Source organism: Sphingomonas citri (genome assembly GCF_019429485.1).
Lineage (GTDB): Bacteria > Pseudomonadota > Alphaproteobacteria > Sphingomonadales > Sphingomonadaceae > Sphingomonas > Sphingomonas citri.
The window spans coordinates 399,332-415,476 of record NZ_JAHXZN010000002.1 but is presented as its reverse complement, the minus strand read 5'-3'; the positions used below and the strand labels follow the sequence as shown (position 1 = coordinate 415,476).

General features: G+C 71.5%; 17 protein-coding genes. 8 read left to right on the top strand and 9 right to left on the bottom strand.

Annotated features, from left to right (window positions below; genetic code table 11):
* Positions 1-5: 5 nt before the first annotated feature.
* The 5 genes from rimI to KZ820_RS09980 form a co-directional block, all read right to left on the bottom strand.
* Positions 6-482, bottom strand: coding sequence for a ribosomal protein S18-alanine N-acetyltransferase (rimI, locus tag KZ820_RS10000; protein ID WP_308462184.1), 477 nt, complete (start codon positions 480-482; stop codon positions 6-8).
* Positions 479-1,114, bottom strand: a complete 636-nt coding sequence (tsaB, locus tag KZ820_RS09995) for a tRNA (adenosine(37)-N6)-threonylcarbamoyltransferase complex dimerization subunit type 1 TsaB (protein WP_219748463.1) — start codon at positions 1,112-1,114, stop codon at positions 479-481. The genes rimI and tsaB overlap by 4 nt, the downstream gene beginning before the upstream one ends.
* Before the next feature lies 1 nt (position 1,115).
* Positions 1,116-1,718 carry a malonic semialdehyde reductase gene (locus KZ820_RS09990; RefSeq protein WP_219748462.1) on the bottom strand — a complete coding sequence of 201 codons (603 nt, stop codon included), beginning with the start codon at positions 1,716-1,718 and terminating at the stop codon, positions 1,116-1,118.
* 44 nt (positions 1,719-1,762) lie between these two features.
* Positions 1,763-2,335 carry a NifU family protein gene (locus tag KZ820_RS09985; protein WP_219748583.1) on the bottom strand — a complete coding sequence of 191 codons (573 nt, stop codon included), beginning with the start codon at positions 2,333-2,335 and terminating at the stop codon, positions 1,763-1,765.
* Between the two features lie 106 nt (positions 2,336-2,441).
* Positions 2,442-3,299 (bottom strand): aspartyl/asparaginyl beta-hydroxylase domain-containing protein, encoded by an 858-nt coding sequence (locus KZ820_RS09980; RefSeq protein WP_258048014.1) that lies wholly within the window; start codon positions 3,297-3,299, stop codon positions 2,442-2,444.
* A 174-nt stretch (positions 3,300-3,473) separates the two neighbouring features.
* Here KZ820_RS09980 and KZ820_RS09975 point away from each other — a divergent pair, with 174 nt between their 5' ends.
* Positions 3,474-6,437: a M16 family metallopeptidase gene (locus KZ820_RS09975; protein ID WP_219748461.1), complete on the top strand. Its 2,964-nt coding sequence runs from the start codon at positions 3,474-3,476 to the stop codon at positions 6,435-6,437.
* A gap of 185 nt (positions 6,438-6,622) precedes the next feature.
* Here the strand turns inward: KZ820_RS09975 and KZ820_RS09970 are convergent, their stop codons facing one another.
* Positions 6,623-8,455, bottom strand: coding sequence for an AMP-dependent synthetase/ligase (locus tag KZ820_RS09970; protein ID WP_219748460.1), 1,833 nt, complete (start codon positions 8,453-8,455; stop codon positions 6,623-6,625).
* A gap of 68 nt (positions 8,456-8,523) precedes the next feature.
* Between KZ820_RS09970 and KZ820_RS09965 the strand changes: the two genes are divergently transcribed.
* Positions 8,524-9,822 carry a M20/M25/M40 family metallo-hydrolase gene (locus KZ820_RS09965; RefSeq protein WP_219748459.1) on the top strand — a complete coding sequence of 433 codons (1,299 nt, stop codon included), beginning with the start codon at positions 8,524-8,526 and terminating at the stop codon, positions 9,820-9,822.
* A 4-nt stretch (positions 9,823-9,826) separates the two neighbouring features.
* On the opposite strand, the gene msrC is transcribed toward KZ820_RS09965, so the two are convergent.
* Both msrC and KZ820_RS09955 read right to left on the bottom strand, forming a co-directional pair.
* Positions 9,827-10,312: a free L-methionine (R)-S-oxide reductase MsrC gene (msrC, locus tag KZ820_RS09960; RefSeq protein ID WP_219748458.1), complete on the bottom strand. Its 486-nt coding sequence runs from the start codon at positions 10,310-10,312 to the stop codon at positions 9,827-9,829.
* Positions 10,313-10,529: 217 nt separating this feature from the next.
* Positions 10,530-10,835, bottom strand: coding sequence for a hypothetical protein (locus KZ820_RS09955; RefSeq protein ID WP_219748457.1), 306 nt, complete (start codon positions 10,833-10,835; stop codon positions 10,530-10,532).
* 194 nt (positions 10,836-11,029) lie between these two features.
* Between KZ820_RS09955 and arfB the strand changes: the two genes are divergently transcribed.
* The gene (gene arfB / locus KZ820_RS09950; RefSeq protein WP_219748456.1) at positions 11,030-11,452 is read left to right on the top strand and encodes an alternative ribosome rescue aminoacyl-tRNA hydrolase ArfB; all 423 of its coding nucleotides are present in this window, start codon (positions 11,030-11,032) and stop codon (positions 11,450-11,452) included.
* Positions 11,453-11,475: 23 nt separating this feature from the next.
* Here the strand turns inward: arfB and KZ820_RS09945 are convergent, their stop codons facing one another.
* Positions 11,476-12,129, bottom strand: coding sequence for an RluA family pseudouridine synthase (locus KZ820_RS09945; protein WP_219748455.1), 654 nt, complete (start codon positions 12,127-12,129; stop codon positions 11,476-11,478).
* On the opposite strand from KZ820_RS09945, the gene KZ820_RS09940 reads away from it, so the two are divergent.
* The 5 genes from KZ820_RS09940 to KZ820_RS09920 all read left to right on the top strand — a co-directional run bounded on the left by KZ820_RS09940 (position 12,128) and on the right by KZ820_RS09920 (position 16,127).
* On the top strand, positions 12,128-12,940 hold the full coding sequence (locus KZ820_RS09940; RefSeq protein WP_258048013.1) for a M15 family metallopeptidase: 813 nt from the start codon (positions 12,128-12,130) through the stop codon (positions 12,938-12,940). The two genes, KZ820_RS09945 and KZ820_RS09940, sit on opposite strands and share 2 nt — an antisense overlap.
* A 313-nt stretch (positions 12,941-13,253) precedes the next feature.
* Positions 13,254-14,615 (top strand): S41 family peptidase, encoded by a 1,362-nt coding sequence (locus KZ820_RS09935; RefSeq protein ID WP_219748454.1) that lies wholly within the window; start codon positions 13,254-13,256, stop codon positions 14,613-14,615.
* The gene (locus tag KZ820_RS09930; protein WP_219748453.1) at positions 14,615-15,133 is read left to right on the top strand and encodes a disulfide bond formation protein B; all 519 of its coding nucleotides are present in this window, start codon (positions 14,615-14,617) and stop codon (positions 15,131-15,133) included. Before KZ820_RS09935 ends, KZ820_RS09930 begins: the two co-directional genes overlap by 1 nt.
* Entirely contained in the window at positions 15,130-15,663 is a 534-nt protein-coding gene (locus KZ820_RS09925; protein ID WP_219748452.1) for a demethoxyubiquinone hydroxylase family protein, read from the top strand. The genes KZ820_RS09930 and KZ820_RS09925 overlap by 4 nt, the downstream gene beginning before the upstream one ends.
* A gap of 11 nt (positions 15,664-15,674) precedes the next feature.
* Complete coding sequence (locus KZ820_RS09920; RefSeq protein ID WP_219748451.1) at positions 15,675-16,127, top strand: hypothetical protein; 453 nt, start codon at positions 15,675-15,677, stop codon at positions 16,125-16,127.
* Positions 16,128-16,145: the final 18 nt, after the last annotated feature.

Genomic DNA, 16,145 nt, shown 5'->3' with positions numbered 1-16,145 from the left:
CTGCCTCACTCCAGCGCGAGCGCGTAGGTATGCGCGTCGAAGGTCTCACCGTCACGGTTGCGGTAATAGTTGCGACGCACCCCGGCGCGGCGGAAGCCGTGCCCGGCGTAGAGTGCCACCGCGGGATTGTTGGCGCGCACCTCGAGATGGAGCCGCTTCACCCCGCGCGAGCGACACTCGGCGATCGCCCCGCGCAGCAGCGTCGCGCCGATGCCGGTGCGCGCGTGCGCCGGGTCCACCGCGATCAGCAGCAGCTCGGCCTCGTCCATGATCGCGCGGCTCAGCGCGAAGCCGACCACCGCGCCCTCGACCCGCGCCAGCGTCAGCCACACGCCCGGCATCGCCAGGATGCCGACGCACTGGCTGCGCGTCCATGCCTCGCCGTAGCGCGGATCGAACGCAGCGCCCATCACGCGGTCGATCGCCTCGGCGTCGGCGGCGGCCCCGGCGGTGAGCTCGACCAGCCGCACGCGCGCGCTCACGACGCGGCGCGCGGCGCCGGCGGCTTGGCGTCGGGTGCGCGGCCGTAGAAGGGCAGCGCCGGCAGAGCGCGTTCGGCGGCGGGCAGCAGCAGCGCGTGTGCCGCGTAAGGCAGCGCGGGACGATCGGCGACGGTGGCGTCGAGTGCGGCGAGCCAGCGCGTGCCCGTACCGATCGCCGCGGCGCCGTCGAGCTCGGCCAGCGCCGCCGCCGGCGTGAGCGAGCGGGGCGTGTCGAGCGGCCGGAACGGGCGAGCGAAACGCTGCATGAAGACCTCACCGTGCCCGCCTTCCGCGATCACCGCAAGAGCCGCGAAATCGGTGTTTCCGGCGAGCGCGGCCGCGCCGACGAGCGCGAGTGCACCATAGCCCGCTACCTCGGCGCCCCAGCCCAGCGCGAGCGCGCGCGCCGCCGCGATGCCGACGCGGATGCCGGTGAAGCTGCCGGGACCGACGTCTACCAGGATCTGCGTAGCCCGGCCGCCGTCGGGTAGTCCGGCGATCATCGGCACCAGCCGCTCGGCATGGCCGCGCCCCACCTCCTCGTGCGCGTGCGCGATCAGGCGCTCGCCTTCGAACAGCGCGACCGAGCAGGCCGCGGTGGCGGTGTCGATGACGAGCAGCCGGTCGCGCACGTCAGGCGATACGGTTGAACGTCTCGAACGCGGGGCGCGGCAGGCGCTCGTGCAGCGTCGCGGTGTCGCCGTAGCCGAGCGTGGCGATGAAGTTGGTGCGGACGTTGGGCGTGTCGGCGAAGAAGGCCTTGTCCACCGCGCCGGCGTCGAACCCCGACATCGGCCCGACGCCGAGCCCCAGCGCGCGCGCCGCGAGGATCAGGTAAGCGCCCTGCAGCGACGAGTTGCGGAACGCCGAGGCCTCGCGAAGCTCGCGATTGCCGTCGAACCAGCTCTTGGCGTCGACGTGCGGGAAAAGCGTGGGGAGATGCTCGTGGAAGTCGGTGTCCATGCCGATCACGACGCTGACCGGCGCGGCGAGCACCTTGTCCTTGTTGGTCGCCGAGCAGGCGGCGGCGAGCCGCGCCTTGGCCTCGTCGGACACGCACCACACCAGCCGCGCGGGCAGCTGGTTGGCCGAGGTCGGCGCCATCTTCATCAGGTCCCAGATCGCGCGCAGCGTCTCCTCGGGCACCGGTTCGTCGCGATAGTGGTTGAAGGTCCGCGCGCTGCGGAACAGCTGGTCGAGCGCGGCATCGTCGAGGGGGCGGTCGAGCGCGGGCATGGCGATCCTGTCGGTAGGGGAGGGGGAGCGATCGGGCGCGCGCGTCAGACCGCGCGCACCTCGGTCACCTCGGGGACATAGTGGCGCAGCAGCTGCTCGATGCCGTTCTTGAGCGTCGCGGTGGAGGAGGGGCAGCCCGAGCAGGCGCCCTGCATGCGCAGGAACACCTTGCCCTTGTCGAAGCCGCGATAGACGATGTCGCCGCCGTCATTGGCCACCGCGGGGCGGACGCGCGTGTCGATCAGCTCACGGATCTGCGCGACGATGTCGGCGTCGGCGGGATCGTCGGTGAAACTCTCTTCTTCCGCGGGCACGCTGAAGTCCGCGCCGCCGGTGCGGAACAGCGGCATCTGCGCGGTGAAATGCTCCATCAGCAGCGCGAGCACGTCGGGCTTGAGCTCGCTCCAGCTCACCCCCGGCGCGGCGGTGACCGAGACGAAGTCGCGCCCGAAGAACACGCCGGTGACGTCGCCCAGGTCGAAAAGCGCGACCGCGAGCGGGCTGGCCTCGGCCTCCTCGGGTGTCGCGAAGTCGCGCGTGCCAGCGTCCATCACGATGCGCCCCGGCAGGAACTTCACGGTCGCCGGGTTCGGCGTGGCTTCGGTCTCGATCAGCATGATCGGCATGTGGCGCCTGCGCGGCGGGGGATCAAGCGGGCGCAGCGAAAGGGATTGTTTCGAGGGGGAGAGCGGAAGTCCTCCCCTGCAAGGGAGGATCGGCAACCTACCCGTCCAGCTGCTGCACCGCCGCGTTCCACTTGGCGACGTTGGCACGCGCTTCCTGCACGAAGGCGGAGCGCTTGACCGCGCCGAGGAACAGGTCGGCGAACCACCTGCCCGGGTTGCGCAAGGGGCGCTCGAACTGGATCAGCAGCACCACCCGGGTGCCGGCGGTGTCGTTCCACACCTCGTGGCGGTAGGTGTCGTCGAACACCAGGGTCTCGCCCTCGGCCCAGCGCACGACGCGATCGTCCACGCGCATCCGCACGTCGCCGTCGCGCGGCACGATCAGCCCGAGGTGGCAGGTGATCAGCCCCTTCGTGACGCCGCGGTGGTCGGGAATGTGAGTCCCCGGCGCGAGGATCGAGAAGAAGGCCGAGTTGAGCCCCGGGATCTGCTCGATCACCTTCTGGGTGCGCGGGCAGCGCGCCAGATTGTCGTGGATCGGATAACCATAACCCCACAGGAAGAAGGAGCGCCACTTGTTGATCTCGGCGATGGCGCGATGGTCGGGCGAGATCGTCGCCAGGCTCGGTGCGGCGTTGCCGACCAGCGCCACCGCGCGTGCCTCGTCGCGGATCGCTTCCCAATGCTCGCGCAGCAGCGCGGTCCAGGCGAAATCGCGCACGTCCAGCACCGGATCGTTGGGCACCAGCGACGAGCCCGCGATCAACCGGTCGAAGACGCCGCGCAGGTGCTTGCCGACCCGGATCAGCAGCGGGCGGTTGGTGTCGGCCCGCATCGCTGCGCCGGGAACGGGCGCGCCCGAGATCACGTTGAGATCGGGTACCAGCACCGGGTCGGCGGCATCGCCGCTGTCCTGCCACATCCGCGCCTGTGCCAAACGGCTGTCGTGCTTCATCGAAAACGTCCTCGTCGCGGCAGCGTGCGCCGCCGCTCTCTCTTTCCCGTCGGCTAAACCCGCATCACGACCAAAACGTGGCATCCGCTTGGCAAAGGCTTGCTCGGGCACGGGAAAGGATCGTTTCACTGGCGTGAGTTGCCGCCGGCCCGCGCGCGCCCTACAAGCGCGGCCATGTATTCGTATTCGCGCGCGCTCGCGAAGCCGCTCGTCGCCCTCCTGCTCGTCTCCGTGTCGCTGCCGCTGCCCGCGCAGCAGCGCGCGCGCCGCGCGCCGGCGGCTCCCGCCAGGCCCACCGCCGCCGCGCCCGCGCCGGCGATCCGCGTCGACACCTCGCCGTGGCTGTTCAAGGGATCGGACATCCCGCCCGATCCCGAGTGGCATTTCGGCGCGCTGCCGACCGGGCTGCGCTACGCGGTGCGCAAGAACGGCGTGCCGCCGGGGCAGGTCGCGGTGCGCGTGCGGATCGACGCCGGCTCGCTGTACGAGAGCGACGCCGAGCAGGGCTTCGCGCACCTGATCGAGCATCTCTCCTTCCGCGGCTCGCGCTACGTGCCCGACGGCGAGGCCAAGCGCGTGTGGCAGCGCTTCGGCGCGACCTTCGGCTCGGACTCGAACGCCTCCACCACGCCGACGCAGACGGTCTACAAGCTCGACCTGCCCGGCGCGACCGACGTCAAGCTCGACGAGAGCCTCAAGATCTTCGCCGGCATGATGGCCGAGCCCGCGATCACCGACGCGGGCCTCGCCGCCGAGCGCCCCGCGGTGCTGGCCGAGCAGCGCGAGGCGCCGGGCGCGCAGGTGCGTTACGGCGATGCGATCCGCCAGACCTTCTTCGCCGGCCAGCCGCTCGCCGAGCGCTCGCCGATCGGCACGATCAAGACGCTGGAGGCGGCCACGCCCGCGACGGTGCAGGCGTTCCACGACAAATGGTACCGCCCGGCGCGCGCGGTGGTGATCATCTCGGGCGACATCGATCCCGACGTCGCCGCGAAACTGGTGGTCAAGAACTTTGGCACCTGGACGGGCAAGGGCGCCGACCCGGCCGACCCCGACTTCGGCAAGCCCGATCCCAAGGCGCCCGCGACCAAGACCATCGCCGAGCCGTCGCTGCCGCCGGTGGTCGCCACCGCGGCGCTGCGGCCGTGGGAATATCGCGACGACACGATCATCTTCAACCAGAAGCGGCTGGTCGACTTCCTCGCGATCCGGTTGATCAACCGCCGGCTCGAGTCGCGCGCGCGTGCCGGCGGGAGCTTCCTCCAGGCCTCGGTCAGCCTCGACGACGTGTCGCGCTCGGCCAACGGCACCTTCACCAACGTGATCCCGATCGGCGACGATTGGGAGGCCGCGCTCAAGGACGTGCGCGCCGTGGTTGCGGACGCGATGGCGACGCCGCCGACCCAGGCCGAGGTCGATCGCGAGCTCGCCGAGTTCGACGCCGCGATGAAGAACGACGTCGACACCGCGCGCGTCGAGGCCGGCGCCAAGCAGGCCGACGACATGGTCAACGCGCTCGACATCCGCGAGACCGTGGCGGGGCCGAAGACCAGCTACGACATCCTGCAGGACGCGCGTGCCAAGGGCATGTTCACGCCCGCGGCGATGATCGAGTCGACCAACCGCCTGTTCAAGGGCGACGTCCAGCGCGCGCTGCTCAACACGCGCACGCCCGACGCCAGCGCCGCGACCAAGCTGGCCGCCGCGCTCACCGCCGACGTTTCCAAGCTGGCGGGCAAGCGCGCCGAGCAGCGCTCGGTCGATTTTTCCAAGGTGCCCAAGCTCGGCACCCCCGGCCAGGCGACCGCGCGGGCCACCGTGGGCGACCCGCCGATGGAGCAGGTGACCTTCGCCAACGGCGTGCGCGCGCTGATCTACGCCAACCCGTCCGAGACCGGGCGCGTCTACCTGCGCGTGCGCTTCGGGCGCGGCTATCAGGCGCTGCCGGGCGACCGGCCGACCCCGGCCTGGGCGGGCGAGACCGCGCTGATCGCCAGCGGCATCGGCACGCTCGACCAGGGCGCGCTCGACTCGCTCACGACCGGGCGCCGCATGGGGCTCGATTTCGACATCGGCGACGACGCTTTCCTGCTGGGCGCGCAGACGACGCCGAGCGACTATGCCGACAACTTGACGCTGATGGCGGCCAAGCTCGCCGCGCCGCGCTGGGACGCGGCGCCGGTGGCGCGCGCGCGCGCGGCGATGCTGACGGGCTATGCCGGGCTGAACTCGTCGCCCGACGGCGTGCTGGCGCGCGACCTCGAGGGGCTGCTGCGCGACGGCGACCCGCGCTGGGGCATGCCGACGCTGGCGCAGATCCAGGCGCTCAACGCGCGCGACTTCAAGAAGCTATGGCAGCCGCTGCTGGCGACCGGGCCGATCGAGGTGGACGTGTTCGGCGACGTCAAGGGCGACGAGGCGATCGCCGCGATCGCGAAGAGCTTCGGCGCGCTCAAGCCGCGTCGCGCGGACGAGGGGACGGGCGCGCCGGTGCGCTTCCCCGCGCACAACGTCACGCCGGTGATGCGCACGCATGACGGCGACGACAACCAGGCCGCCGCGGTGATCGCCTGGCCGACCGGGGGCGGCTCGGCCGACCATGCTGAGCAGCGCCGGCTCGACGTGCTGGCGGCGGTGTTCGCCGACCGGCTGTTCGACCGTCTTCGCTCGGTGGCGGGGGCAAGCTACTCGCCGACCGCGCAGAGCCAGTGGCCGGTAGGGCTGCCCGGCGGCGGGCGGCTGATCGCGGTGGGCAAGGTAGCGCCCGACAAGGTGCCGCTGTTCTTCCAGCTGTCGCGCGAGATCGCGGCCGAGCTGGTGTCGACCCCGATCAGCGCGGACGAGCTGCGGCGCACGATCGTGCCGATGCTGCAATATATGGCGCGCGCCTCCTCAGGGAACCAGTTCTGGCTGATCCAGACCTCGGGCGGCACGTTCGATCCCAAGCGGATCGAGGCGAGCCAGAGCCTGATCGGCGACATGACCGGCATCACGCCGGAGGCGCTCCAAGCGAGCGCGGCCAAATATCTGCGGCCCGACAAGGACTGGACGATGGCGGTGGTGCCCAAGGCGGCCGCGGGCGGGGCGGGGGCGGCGACGCCGGCCGGATCGCCGCTCCAGGCAGCGCCGGCAAAGTAGCGTCGTTCAAGTTTTCCGCCGGTCGGCACGATCAAGTACCACCCGGCGAACGCCGGGGTGGTGGCCCTCGCTAAGGTGCGCTGCGGCGGGGAGGGGCGGTGGCGCCGTTCCGCTTAGTTATATCGGCATCCAAGGGGGGACGATCCTCCCGTGCGAGGGGAGGATCGGCTGTATGTCGACACGCCTCACCCCCCGTACAGCGCGTCGAGCCGCGCGCCATAGACCTGGCGCAGAACGTGGCGGCGGATCTTGAGGCTGGGCGTGAGCTGCTCGTTCTCGATCGTGAAGGGTTCGTCCGCGACGATCCAGCGGCGCACGCGCTCGGTCACCGACAGGTCCTTGTTGGTGCGGTCCACCGCCGCCTGGAGCGCGGCGCGATAGGCGGGATCGTCCGGCGTCATCGGATCGCGCCGCCCCTGCGCGCGCGCCCAGTCAAAAGTCCACTCTGGGTCGGGCACCAGCACCGCGACCATGTGCGGGCGGCGGTCGCCGTAGATCATCGCCTGGCCGATCTCGGGCTGCAGCGTCAGCATGCCCTCCACCTTCTGAGGCGCGACATTGTCGCCCTTGTCGTTGATGATCAGGTCTTTCTTGCGGTCGGTGATGCGGATCCGGCCGCGCTCGTCGAGCTCGCCGATGTCGCCGGTGTGCAGCCAGCCGTCCTTCAGCACGCGCGCGGTCTCCGCCTCGTTGCGCCAATAGCCGCGCATCACCAGCTCGCCGCGCACGAGGATCTCGCCGTCCTCGGCGATCCGCACCTCGGTCTCGGCGAGCGGTGGGCCGACCGAGTCCATGCGCAGCCCGGCGGAGGGGCGGTTGCACGAGATCACGGGCGCCGCCTCGGTCTGGCCATAGCCCTGCAGGAAGCAGATGCCGAGCGACTGGAAGAACACGCCCACCTCGGGCGTGAGCGGCGCGCCGCCCGACACCATCGCCTTGATCCGGCCGCCGAACTTGCGCGCGATCTTGCGCTTGAACAGGGTGTCGACCAGCAGCGCGGCGGGCCGGTCGCGCAGCCCCAGCCGGCCCTCGTAGCGCTTGGAGCCGACCTCGAGCGCGAGCCGCAGCAGCTTCTGCGGCGTGCCGCCCTGTTTCTCGATCCCCTTGGTGATGCGCGTGCGCAGCACCTCGAACAGGCGCGGCACCACCACCATGATCGTGGGGCGCACTTCCTCGATGTTGCTGGCGAGCTTCTCGAGCCCCTCGGCATAATAGATCTGCCCGCCGAGCCCGATCGGCAGGTGTTGGCCGCCGCTATGCTCATAGGCGTGGCTGAGCGGGAGGAAGGAGAGGAACACCTCGTCGTCCCAGCCGAAATCCTCGGCGATGATGACGATGCAGCCGTTGACGTTGTGCAGGATCGCGCCGTGATGCTGCATGACCCCGCGCGGCGCGCCGCCCGTGCCCGAGGTGTAGATGATGCAGGCGAGGTCGTCGCGGCTCAGCTCGGCGGCGGCGCGGTCGGCGGCGGCGCCCACCTCGGCGGGGTGGCGCTCGATCAGCGCACGCCAGTCGTGCACCTCGATCGGAGTCTGGCCGAGCCGCATCGGGTCGATGCCGATCAGCATCTGCGGGCGGATCGAGCGCAGGATCGCGGGCATCAGCGTGCGGGCGAGCTTGTCGGTCGAGACGATCACCGCCTTCGCGCCCGAGTTCTCGATGACGTGGGCGTGATCGCGCTCGGTGTTGGTGGTGTAGGTCGGCACCGTCACGCAACCCGCCGCCATGATCGCCAGGTCGGACAGGCACCATTCGGGGCGGTTCTCGCTGACCAGCATGACGCGATCGCCGCGCTCCAGCCCGATCGCGCGCAGCCCGGCGGCGAGCCGCGCCACCGTCTCGGCCGCCTCGCGCCAGCTGGTCGCGCGCCACGCGCCGTCGCGCTTGGTCCACAGGAACGGGGCGTCGCCCTTCTCGGCGGCACGGGTGAAGAACATCGTCACCAGGTTGGGGAAATGTTCGAGGCGTCGAGTGATGGCGCCGCTCCTCTCGCTGATCGTTCCTGTGTGGCACGTCATGCCTGAGATGCGGCGGCCTCGTCCAGCAAGCGATTGCGTCGCCCGCGTCGCCCGGCCACAAGCGACGGATGACGCTTCGCTTTTCCGCCGCCGCGCTGCTCGCGCTGACGCTTGCCACCCCCGCCGCCGCGCGCGACGCGGTGTCGCAGGAGCGGCAGCGCGCCACGGTCGAGAAGCTGGTCTCGTTCGGCACCCGCCACTCGCTGTCCTCGGCGACCGACCCGAGGCGCGGCATCGGGGCGGCGCGAACCTGGGTCGCGGGCGAGTTCGCGAAGCTGTCGCGCGACTGCGGCGGCTGCATCGCGACCGAGCGGCTGTCGCGCCGCTTCACCGGCCCGCGCGCGCCCGACGGTGTGGTGATCGAGGACGTGCTCGGCGTCCAGCGCGGCACCGACCCGAACCGCTACGTCATCGTCGGCGCACATATCGACAGCCGCGTCACGGACGTGATGAACGTCACCAGCGACGCGCCCGGCGCCAACGACGACGCCAGCGGGGTCGCGCTGGTGCTGGAGGCGGCGCGGCTGCTCCACCGCGAGCGCTTCCGCGCCAATATCGTCTACGTCGCCTTCTCGGGCGAGGAGCAGGGGCTGTGGGGCGCGACGCTGCTCGCCGAGACCGCGCGCGCGCGCGGCTGGCAGGTAGACGCGATGCTCAACAACGACATCGTCGGCAACTCGCTGGGGCAGGGCGGCGTGGTCAACGACCGCTACGTCCGCGTCTTCTCCGAGGGGATCCGCGCCAGCGAGTCGCTGAGCGAGGCGATCGAGCGGCGTGGGCTGGGCGGCGAGGACGACGGACCCAGCCGCGCGCTCGCCAAGATGATCGGCGGCGTCGCGACGACGCTGCCCGGCGGCTTCGGCGTCTTCGTCGATCGTCGCCCCGACCGGTTCGGCCGCGGCGGCGACCACGAACCCTTCCTCAAGCAGGGCTATCCCGCGGTGCGTTTCTCGGTCGCGGCGGAGAATTGGGACCGCCAGCACCAGGACGTGCGCACCGAGAACGGCCGCGTCTACGCCGACACGATCGAAGGGATGGACTTCGGCTATCTCGCCAAGGTGACCGCGATCAACGTCGCGACGATCGCGCGGCTCGCCGCCGCCCCCGCCGCGCCGGCGAGCGCGGCGATCTCGGGCGCGCTGTCCTACGACACCAAGGTGAGCTGGGCGCCGGTCGAGGGGGCGGCGCGCTACAAGGTCTATTGGCGCCGCGCCGACGCCGCCGCGTGGAGCGACTCGCGCGAGGCGACGGGCACGACGCTCGAGGTCGCCGGCGTGCCGGTCGACGACCATTTCTTCGGCGTGGCCGCGATCGGCGCCGACGGGGCGGAGAGCCTCGTCACCTTCGCGGGCCGCGAGAGGAAGTAGCGCCTCAGCCCGCCAGGCGCGGGGCGAGCAGCGCCATCAGCCGCTCGCAGCCGCGTGCGTCCTCGGCGTCGAAGCGCTCCGGCACCGGGCTGTCCAGGTCGAGAACGCCGAGCAGGCGGCCCTCGTAGACGATCGGCACCACCAGCTCCGACCGGCTCGCCGCGTCACAGGCGATATGGCCGGGGAAGGCGTGGACGTCCGCGACCAGCTGGGTGCGCCGCTCGGCCGCGGCGGTGCCGCACACACCGCGTCCCAGTGCGATGCGGATGCAGGCCGCCTTGCCCTGGAACGGGCCGAGCACCAGCTCGTCGCCGATCATGCGGTAGAAGCCCGCCCAGTTGAGTTCGGGCAGATACTGCCACAGCAGCGCCGCGGCATTGGCCATGTTGGCGATCGGGTCGGGCTCGTCGCCGGTCAGCGCGTCGAGCGCGGCGGACAGATCGTCGTAGCGGTGGGGCTTCGACTCGGCGGTGACGGCGAACTGATACATGCTGCCGACCTAGGAGCTCACCCAGGATCGCGCCAGAGGCGGGCGCGCCGGGCGGCGCGGGGCCGCCACGACGCGGCGGTGGTCGATCAGCCCCGCACGGTCCAGTGCACCACCACCCGGCTGTAACCGGCTTCGCACAGCGGCCAGGATGCGCTCCCGCTCCGCTCAAGCGTGATCGCTGGTCGGGAAGCGCCGGCGCGCCAGCATCGCAGCGCCGTCACTGATGGCCGCCCGCGCGCGCGGGGGCGAGCCCCTGCTGGTCGAGAAACTGGTTCAGCCCCGCCGCCAGCGCCTGCGCACCCGCGATCGTCAGCGCGATCCGGCCGGCGACCACGCGCTCCACCACCGGCGTCTCGCCCGAGTGATCGCAGCGCGCCGCCTCCAGCGTCAGCACCACCGTGCCGCCCAGGCTGGTGAAGCCGGCGCAGCCGGTGGCGAACAGCTCGGCGGCGAAGGGATTGTCGACCAGCGGCGGCGGGGCCTGGCGCGGCTGCGGCGCGCGGCTGCGGGACGAGATGTACATACCAACTTCCTCGTTGCGCCGGCAGGGGGAGGCCGGCGCGAGGCGAGGTGCGCCGCTCGCGTCTCGCTCGCGTGTCGCTGTGTTGCGTCCGTTTGGCCGCCATGTTGCGGCGGTGGCGGCCGCGGCTCGGCAAGGGCGCAGCATCGGCCCCTTCGAGCCCATCGCACTCGCCCCCGTCGGCGTTATATACCGCCATGGCCCGCCTCCCCGTCACCCGCTCGCTCTCGATCGAGGACGACCTGATCGACTATACCGCGACCCGTTCCGGGGGCGCCGGCGGGCAGCACGTCAACACCACCGACTCGGCGGTGATCCTGCGCTTCGACGTCGCGGCGAGCGACCTGCCCGAGCGGGTGAAGGAGCGTCTCGCCGTGCTGGCAGGATCGCGGATGACGGCGGCCGGCGTGCTGGTGCTGCGGAGCGAGGGATCGCGCTCGCAGCACGTCAACCGGCAGGAGGCACTGGAGCGTCTCGTCGCGCTGATTCAGGAATCGACGGTCGTCCAGGCCAAGCGCCGTCCGACGCGCCCGACGCGCGCGTCGCAGACCCGACGGGTGGACGCCAAGAAAGGGCGATCGGGCGTGAAAGCGGGGCGGAAGAAGCCGACGTTCGACTAATCGGCGCCGATGCGGCGCGCAGCTCAGCCGGCGGCGAAGCCGAGCGCGGCGAAGCGCTCGGGCCAGGGCGCCTCCGCCGCGGCGTCCTCCTTGCCGGGGCGCGGCAGCGCGATCGCGGCGGCGTGGAGCATCATCCCCGCCGGATCGGCGCGGCCATAGACCGGATCACCCACGATCGGCACGCCCAGCCCCTGCTGCGCGTGGACGCGCAGCTGGTGCGTCCGCCCGGTGTGCGGGGTGAAGGCGACCAGCGCGCGCCCGTCGCGCGTGTCGAGCAGTTCCCAGTCGGTGCGCGCCGCCTTGCCGCGCGGGTCGACCGTGATGCGCCAGCCGCGCTCGGCCGTGGATACCTTGCGCAGCGCCAGCTCGATCGTGCCGCGCTCCCCCCCGGACAGGCCGTCGAGGATGGCGAGATAGCGCTTGCGCACCTGCCCCGCCTCGAACGCCTGCTGGAAGCGCGCCTGCGCCTTCGGATTGCGCGCGAGCAGCAGGCAGCCGCTGGTGTCGCGATCCAGCCGGTGCACCGCGACCGGCCAGCGCCGGAAGCCGAAGGTCAGCGAGGAGAGGTGGTTCTCCAGGCTGAGCCCGCCGTCGCGCGGCGGATCTACCGGCAGCCCGGCGGGCTTGTCGATGATCAACGCCTCGCCGTCGAGGAACAGGACCCGGTCGCCTAACATGCGCACTGCCCTTGCCATCGCCGCGCCGCCGTGGCCAGAGGGCGCGATGCGCCGCGCCTCCCTCATCCTCGCCGCCCCGCTGCTCGCGCTGGCCGCGCCGGCGCAGGCGCAGCTGTGCGACAACAGCAACGTGCGCGTCGGCGCGGACGGGCGCGCGCTGGGGCACCTGCCCTATGGCGACGCGCCGCCGGGCGAGCTGGTCGCGGTGCCCGAGGGGCTGGCGGTCGGGCCCTGCGTGCTGCGCCGCGACATGATACCCGACCTCGCGCGGCTGATCGCCGCCTCAGGTGGGCAGGTGCGCGCGCTGTCGTGCCACCGTTCGATCAGCTACCAGCAGGCGGTGTTCTGCCGCGAGGCGCAGACCGCGGCGGGCGAGCGCGCGCTCTCGGTGGCGCCGCCGGGGCACAGCGAACATGCGACCGGCTATGCGCTCGACTTCGCCTTTCGCCCGCGCGTCAACGACTGCCCCGACGCCGAGGCGTGCGGCGCGGCGACGCCGGCGTTCCGCTGGCTCGTCGCCAACGCCGCGCGCTACGGCTTCGAGATGTCCTTCCCGGCGGGCAATCGCCAGCGGGTGAAGTGGGAGCCGTGGCACTGGCGCTGGGTCGGCGCCAGCGCGACCGCGCCGGGGGCAGCGCGTGCCCGCGCGCTGTTCGCCCGCGCGCGTACGGCCTTTCCGGCCGAGCCCGCCGTGGCGCGCGACCCGGTGGTGATCGCGGCGGTGGCGCCGCCGCCGATCTACCTCGGCGCCTATGCGCCGCCCGAGTGCCGCAAGGGCAAATGCCGCCTGCTCAAGGCGAGACGGCGGTAGCTCGCTGACCCTTTCCTTGCAGCGTTCCTCTGCGCTCCCTCCAGAACGCTTGTCACTCACCGTCATCCCGGACTTGTTCCGGCATCCACTTCTCCGCGCAGACAACGCTTCCAGAGTTTGCGGCACGGTGGATCCCGGACCGAGGCGGGGATGACGGAAGGGTTTTGCAGAAGAATCCTCCTTGGGGCGGATCAGCAGTAGAACGCGATCGCCCTCATCCGCTCAGCCGCGGTTCAGCCGCGCGGGCGCTAGGATCGCTCGTGCAATTCCGCTACGTCGCGGGATCGCTCTCACCGGGGTCTCGACCATTCGCATGAAGTCCAAGCTGCTCCAGGCCGCCGCGCTGGTCACCACGATCGCGATGGTGCCGGTCGCCACCGGCGCGATGGCCGCCGCCGATACCAGCGCCTATCGCGAGATGGACAAGTTCCTCGACGTCTACAATCGCGTGAAGGCCGACTATGTCGACAAGGTCACCGACGAGCAGCTGATCAAGGGTGCGATCGACGGCATGCTCGCCGCGCTCGACCCGCATTCCAGCTACGTCGACGCCTCGGACTTCGACAATCTGCGCATCCAGACCGAGGGCAATTACGGTGGCCTCGGCCTCACCGTCTCGATGGAGGACGGCGCGGTGAAGGTCGTCTCGCCGCAGGAGGACACGCCCGCGGGGCGCGCCGGGATCAAGTCGGGCGACTTCATCACGCATATCGACGGCAAGCTGATCTACGGCGGCACGCTCGACGAGGCGACCGCGCAGATGCGCGGCAAGCCCGGCACCAAGATCTCGCTCACGCTCGTGCGTCCCGGCCGCGACAAGCCGATCGACGTCACCCTCGTGCGCGAGGTGATCGTGCAGCGCCCCGTCAAATGGGAAGTGAAGGGCGATGTCGGCTACATCAACATCAACACCTTCTCCGAGGCGACCGGCGCCGACACGCGTGCCGCGGTGATGGCGATCGACAAGTCGCTCGGCCACAAGCCGCTCGGCTATGTCGTCGACCTGCGCGAGAACGGCGGCGGGCTGCTGACTCAGGCGATCGAGGTCTCGGACGCCTTCCTCGAGCGCGGCGAGATCGTCAGCCAGCGCGGCCGCGAGAAGGACGATATCGAGCGCTATTTCGCCAAGCCGGGCGACGTCGCGCATGGCCTGCCGATCATCGTGCTGACCGACTCGGGTACCGCCTCGGCCAGCGAGATCGTCGCCGGCGCGCTGCAGGACCATCACCGCGCGCTGGTGATGGGCGAGCGCAGCTTCGGCAAGGGCTCGGTGCAGACGCTGCTCCAGCTCGGTCCGCGCACCGCGCTGCGGCTCACCACCGCACGCTATTTCACGCCGTCCGGGCGGAGCGTGCAGGAGGGCGGGATCGAGCCCGACATCCGCGTGCCCCAGCTCTCCGACCCCGATTACAAGTCGCGCCCGGTGTTCCGCGAGGCCGACCTGCGCCGCCACCTGATCAACGAGATCAAGTCGCCCGACAATGCGGTGCTGGAGGAGGACACCAAGGACGACCCGCGCTTCACCGCGACGCCTGAGTCGCTCAAGAAGCAGGGCGTCGAGGACTTCCAGCTCTGGTACGCGCTCAAGACGATCGCGCGGCTCGGCGGGCCGCAGCAGGTCGCCGCGGTGACCCAGTCCATGGCGAGCAATCCGCCGGCGTCGGGCAAGAAATAATGGGCGCGGCGCTCGACCGGCCGTTCGGCGCGCGCACGGGGCAGGGGCTCCGCAACGCCCGGCTGCTCGCGCTGCTCGTGCCCGCGGCGCTGCTCGCGGGCGCCTGGGCGTTCCAGCTGATCGGCGGCCTGTACCCGTGCGAGATGTGCCACTGGCAGCGCTGGCCGCATTACGGCGCCGTGGCGATGGCGGCACTGGCCTTCGTGATCCGTGCGCCGCGCGTGCAGGCGACGCTGGTGGCGGGGGCGGCGGCGCTGATCGTCGTCTCGGGCGCGATCGGCGTGTTCCACGCCGGGGTGGAATATCACTGGTGGCAGGGCGTGACCGCCTGCACCCAGACGACCAGCACCGTCGGCCTCTCTACCGACCAGGCGCTCAAGGACCTGCTCGCCGCGCCGATCGTTCGCTGTGACGCGGCGCAATGGTCGCTGCTCGGCGTGTCGCTGGCGGGTTGGAACGCTCTGCTCTCCTTCGCCGGCGCCGCGCTGATCGTATCGCAGCTGTGGAGGCGCGCATGACCTGGAAACCCGGCGACAAGCCCGCCGCGACCGACTCGATGATCCGCGTCGACCAGGCGGGCGAGTTCGGCGCGATCCGCATCTACGCGGGCCAGCTCGCCATCATGGGCCAGCGCTCGCCGATGGCGCGCAAGATCTCGGCGATGGCCTTGCAGGAGGAGAAGCACCGCGCCTTCTTCGATCGCATGATCGTCGAGCGCGGCGTGCGGCCGACGCTGCTCCAGCCGTTCTGGGACGTCGCGGGCTTCGCGCTGGGCGCGGTGACGGCGGCGATCGGTCCGGAGGCGGCGATGGCCTGCACCGCCGCGGTCGAGACCGAGATCGACAAACATTATGAGGAGCAGCTCGTCGCGCTGGGCGACAGCGACCCCGAGCTGTCCGAGGCGATCCGCGAGTTCCAGGCCGAGGAGCTGGAGCATCGCGACACCGCGCTGGCGCACGGGGCGGAGAACGCGCCGGCCTATCCGCTGATGTCGGCGGCGATCCGGCTCGGCTGCCGGGTGGCGATCGCGACCGCCAAGAGGATCTGAGAGGGAAGGTGATGGTAGGACGGGTCTTCGCCGCGGCGCTGCTGCTGACCGCACCGGCGGGTGCGCTGGCACAGAGCGGGCCGCCGTCGCCCAACGCGGTCCGCGCGCCGCGCACCACCGCGGCGGAGGGCGTGTCGCGCAACGCGCCGGTCAACGGCGTGCTGGTGCTCTACGGCAACGAGCGCTGCCCCACCAACGCCGACGGCGCCGAGGTGGTGGTCTGCACCCGCCGCCCCGCCGAGGAGCAGTTCCGCATCCCGAAGGAGCTGCGCAACTTCGAGGTGACGCCCGAGAACCAGGCGTGGGCGGCGAAGGAGGCGGCCAACTCGGGCGTCGGCGCGGTCGGCGTCGGCAGCTGCTCCACCGTCGGCGCGGCGAGCGCCACGGGATGCGTGGTGCAGAACGCGACGCGATGGAAGCGCGAGCGCAAAGCCGCCGCCAAGGCCGCCGAGGACCAGCCCTGAGGGTGTCGAGGAGCGCGG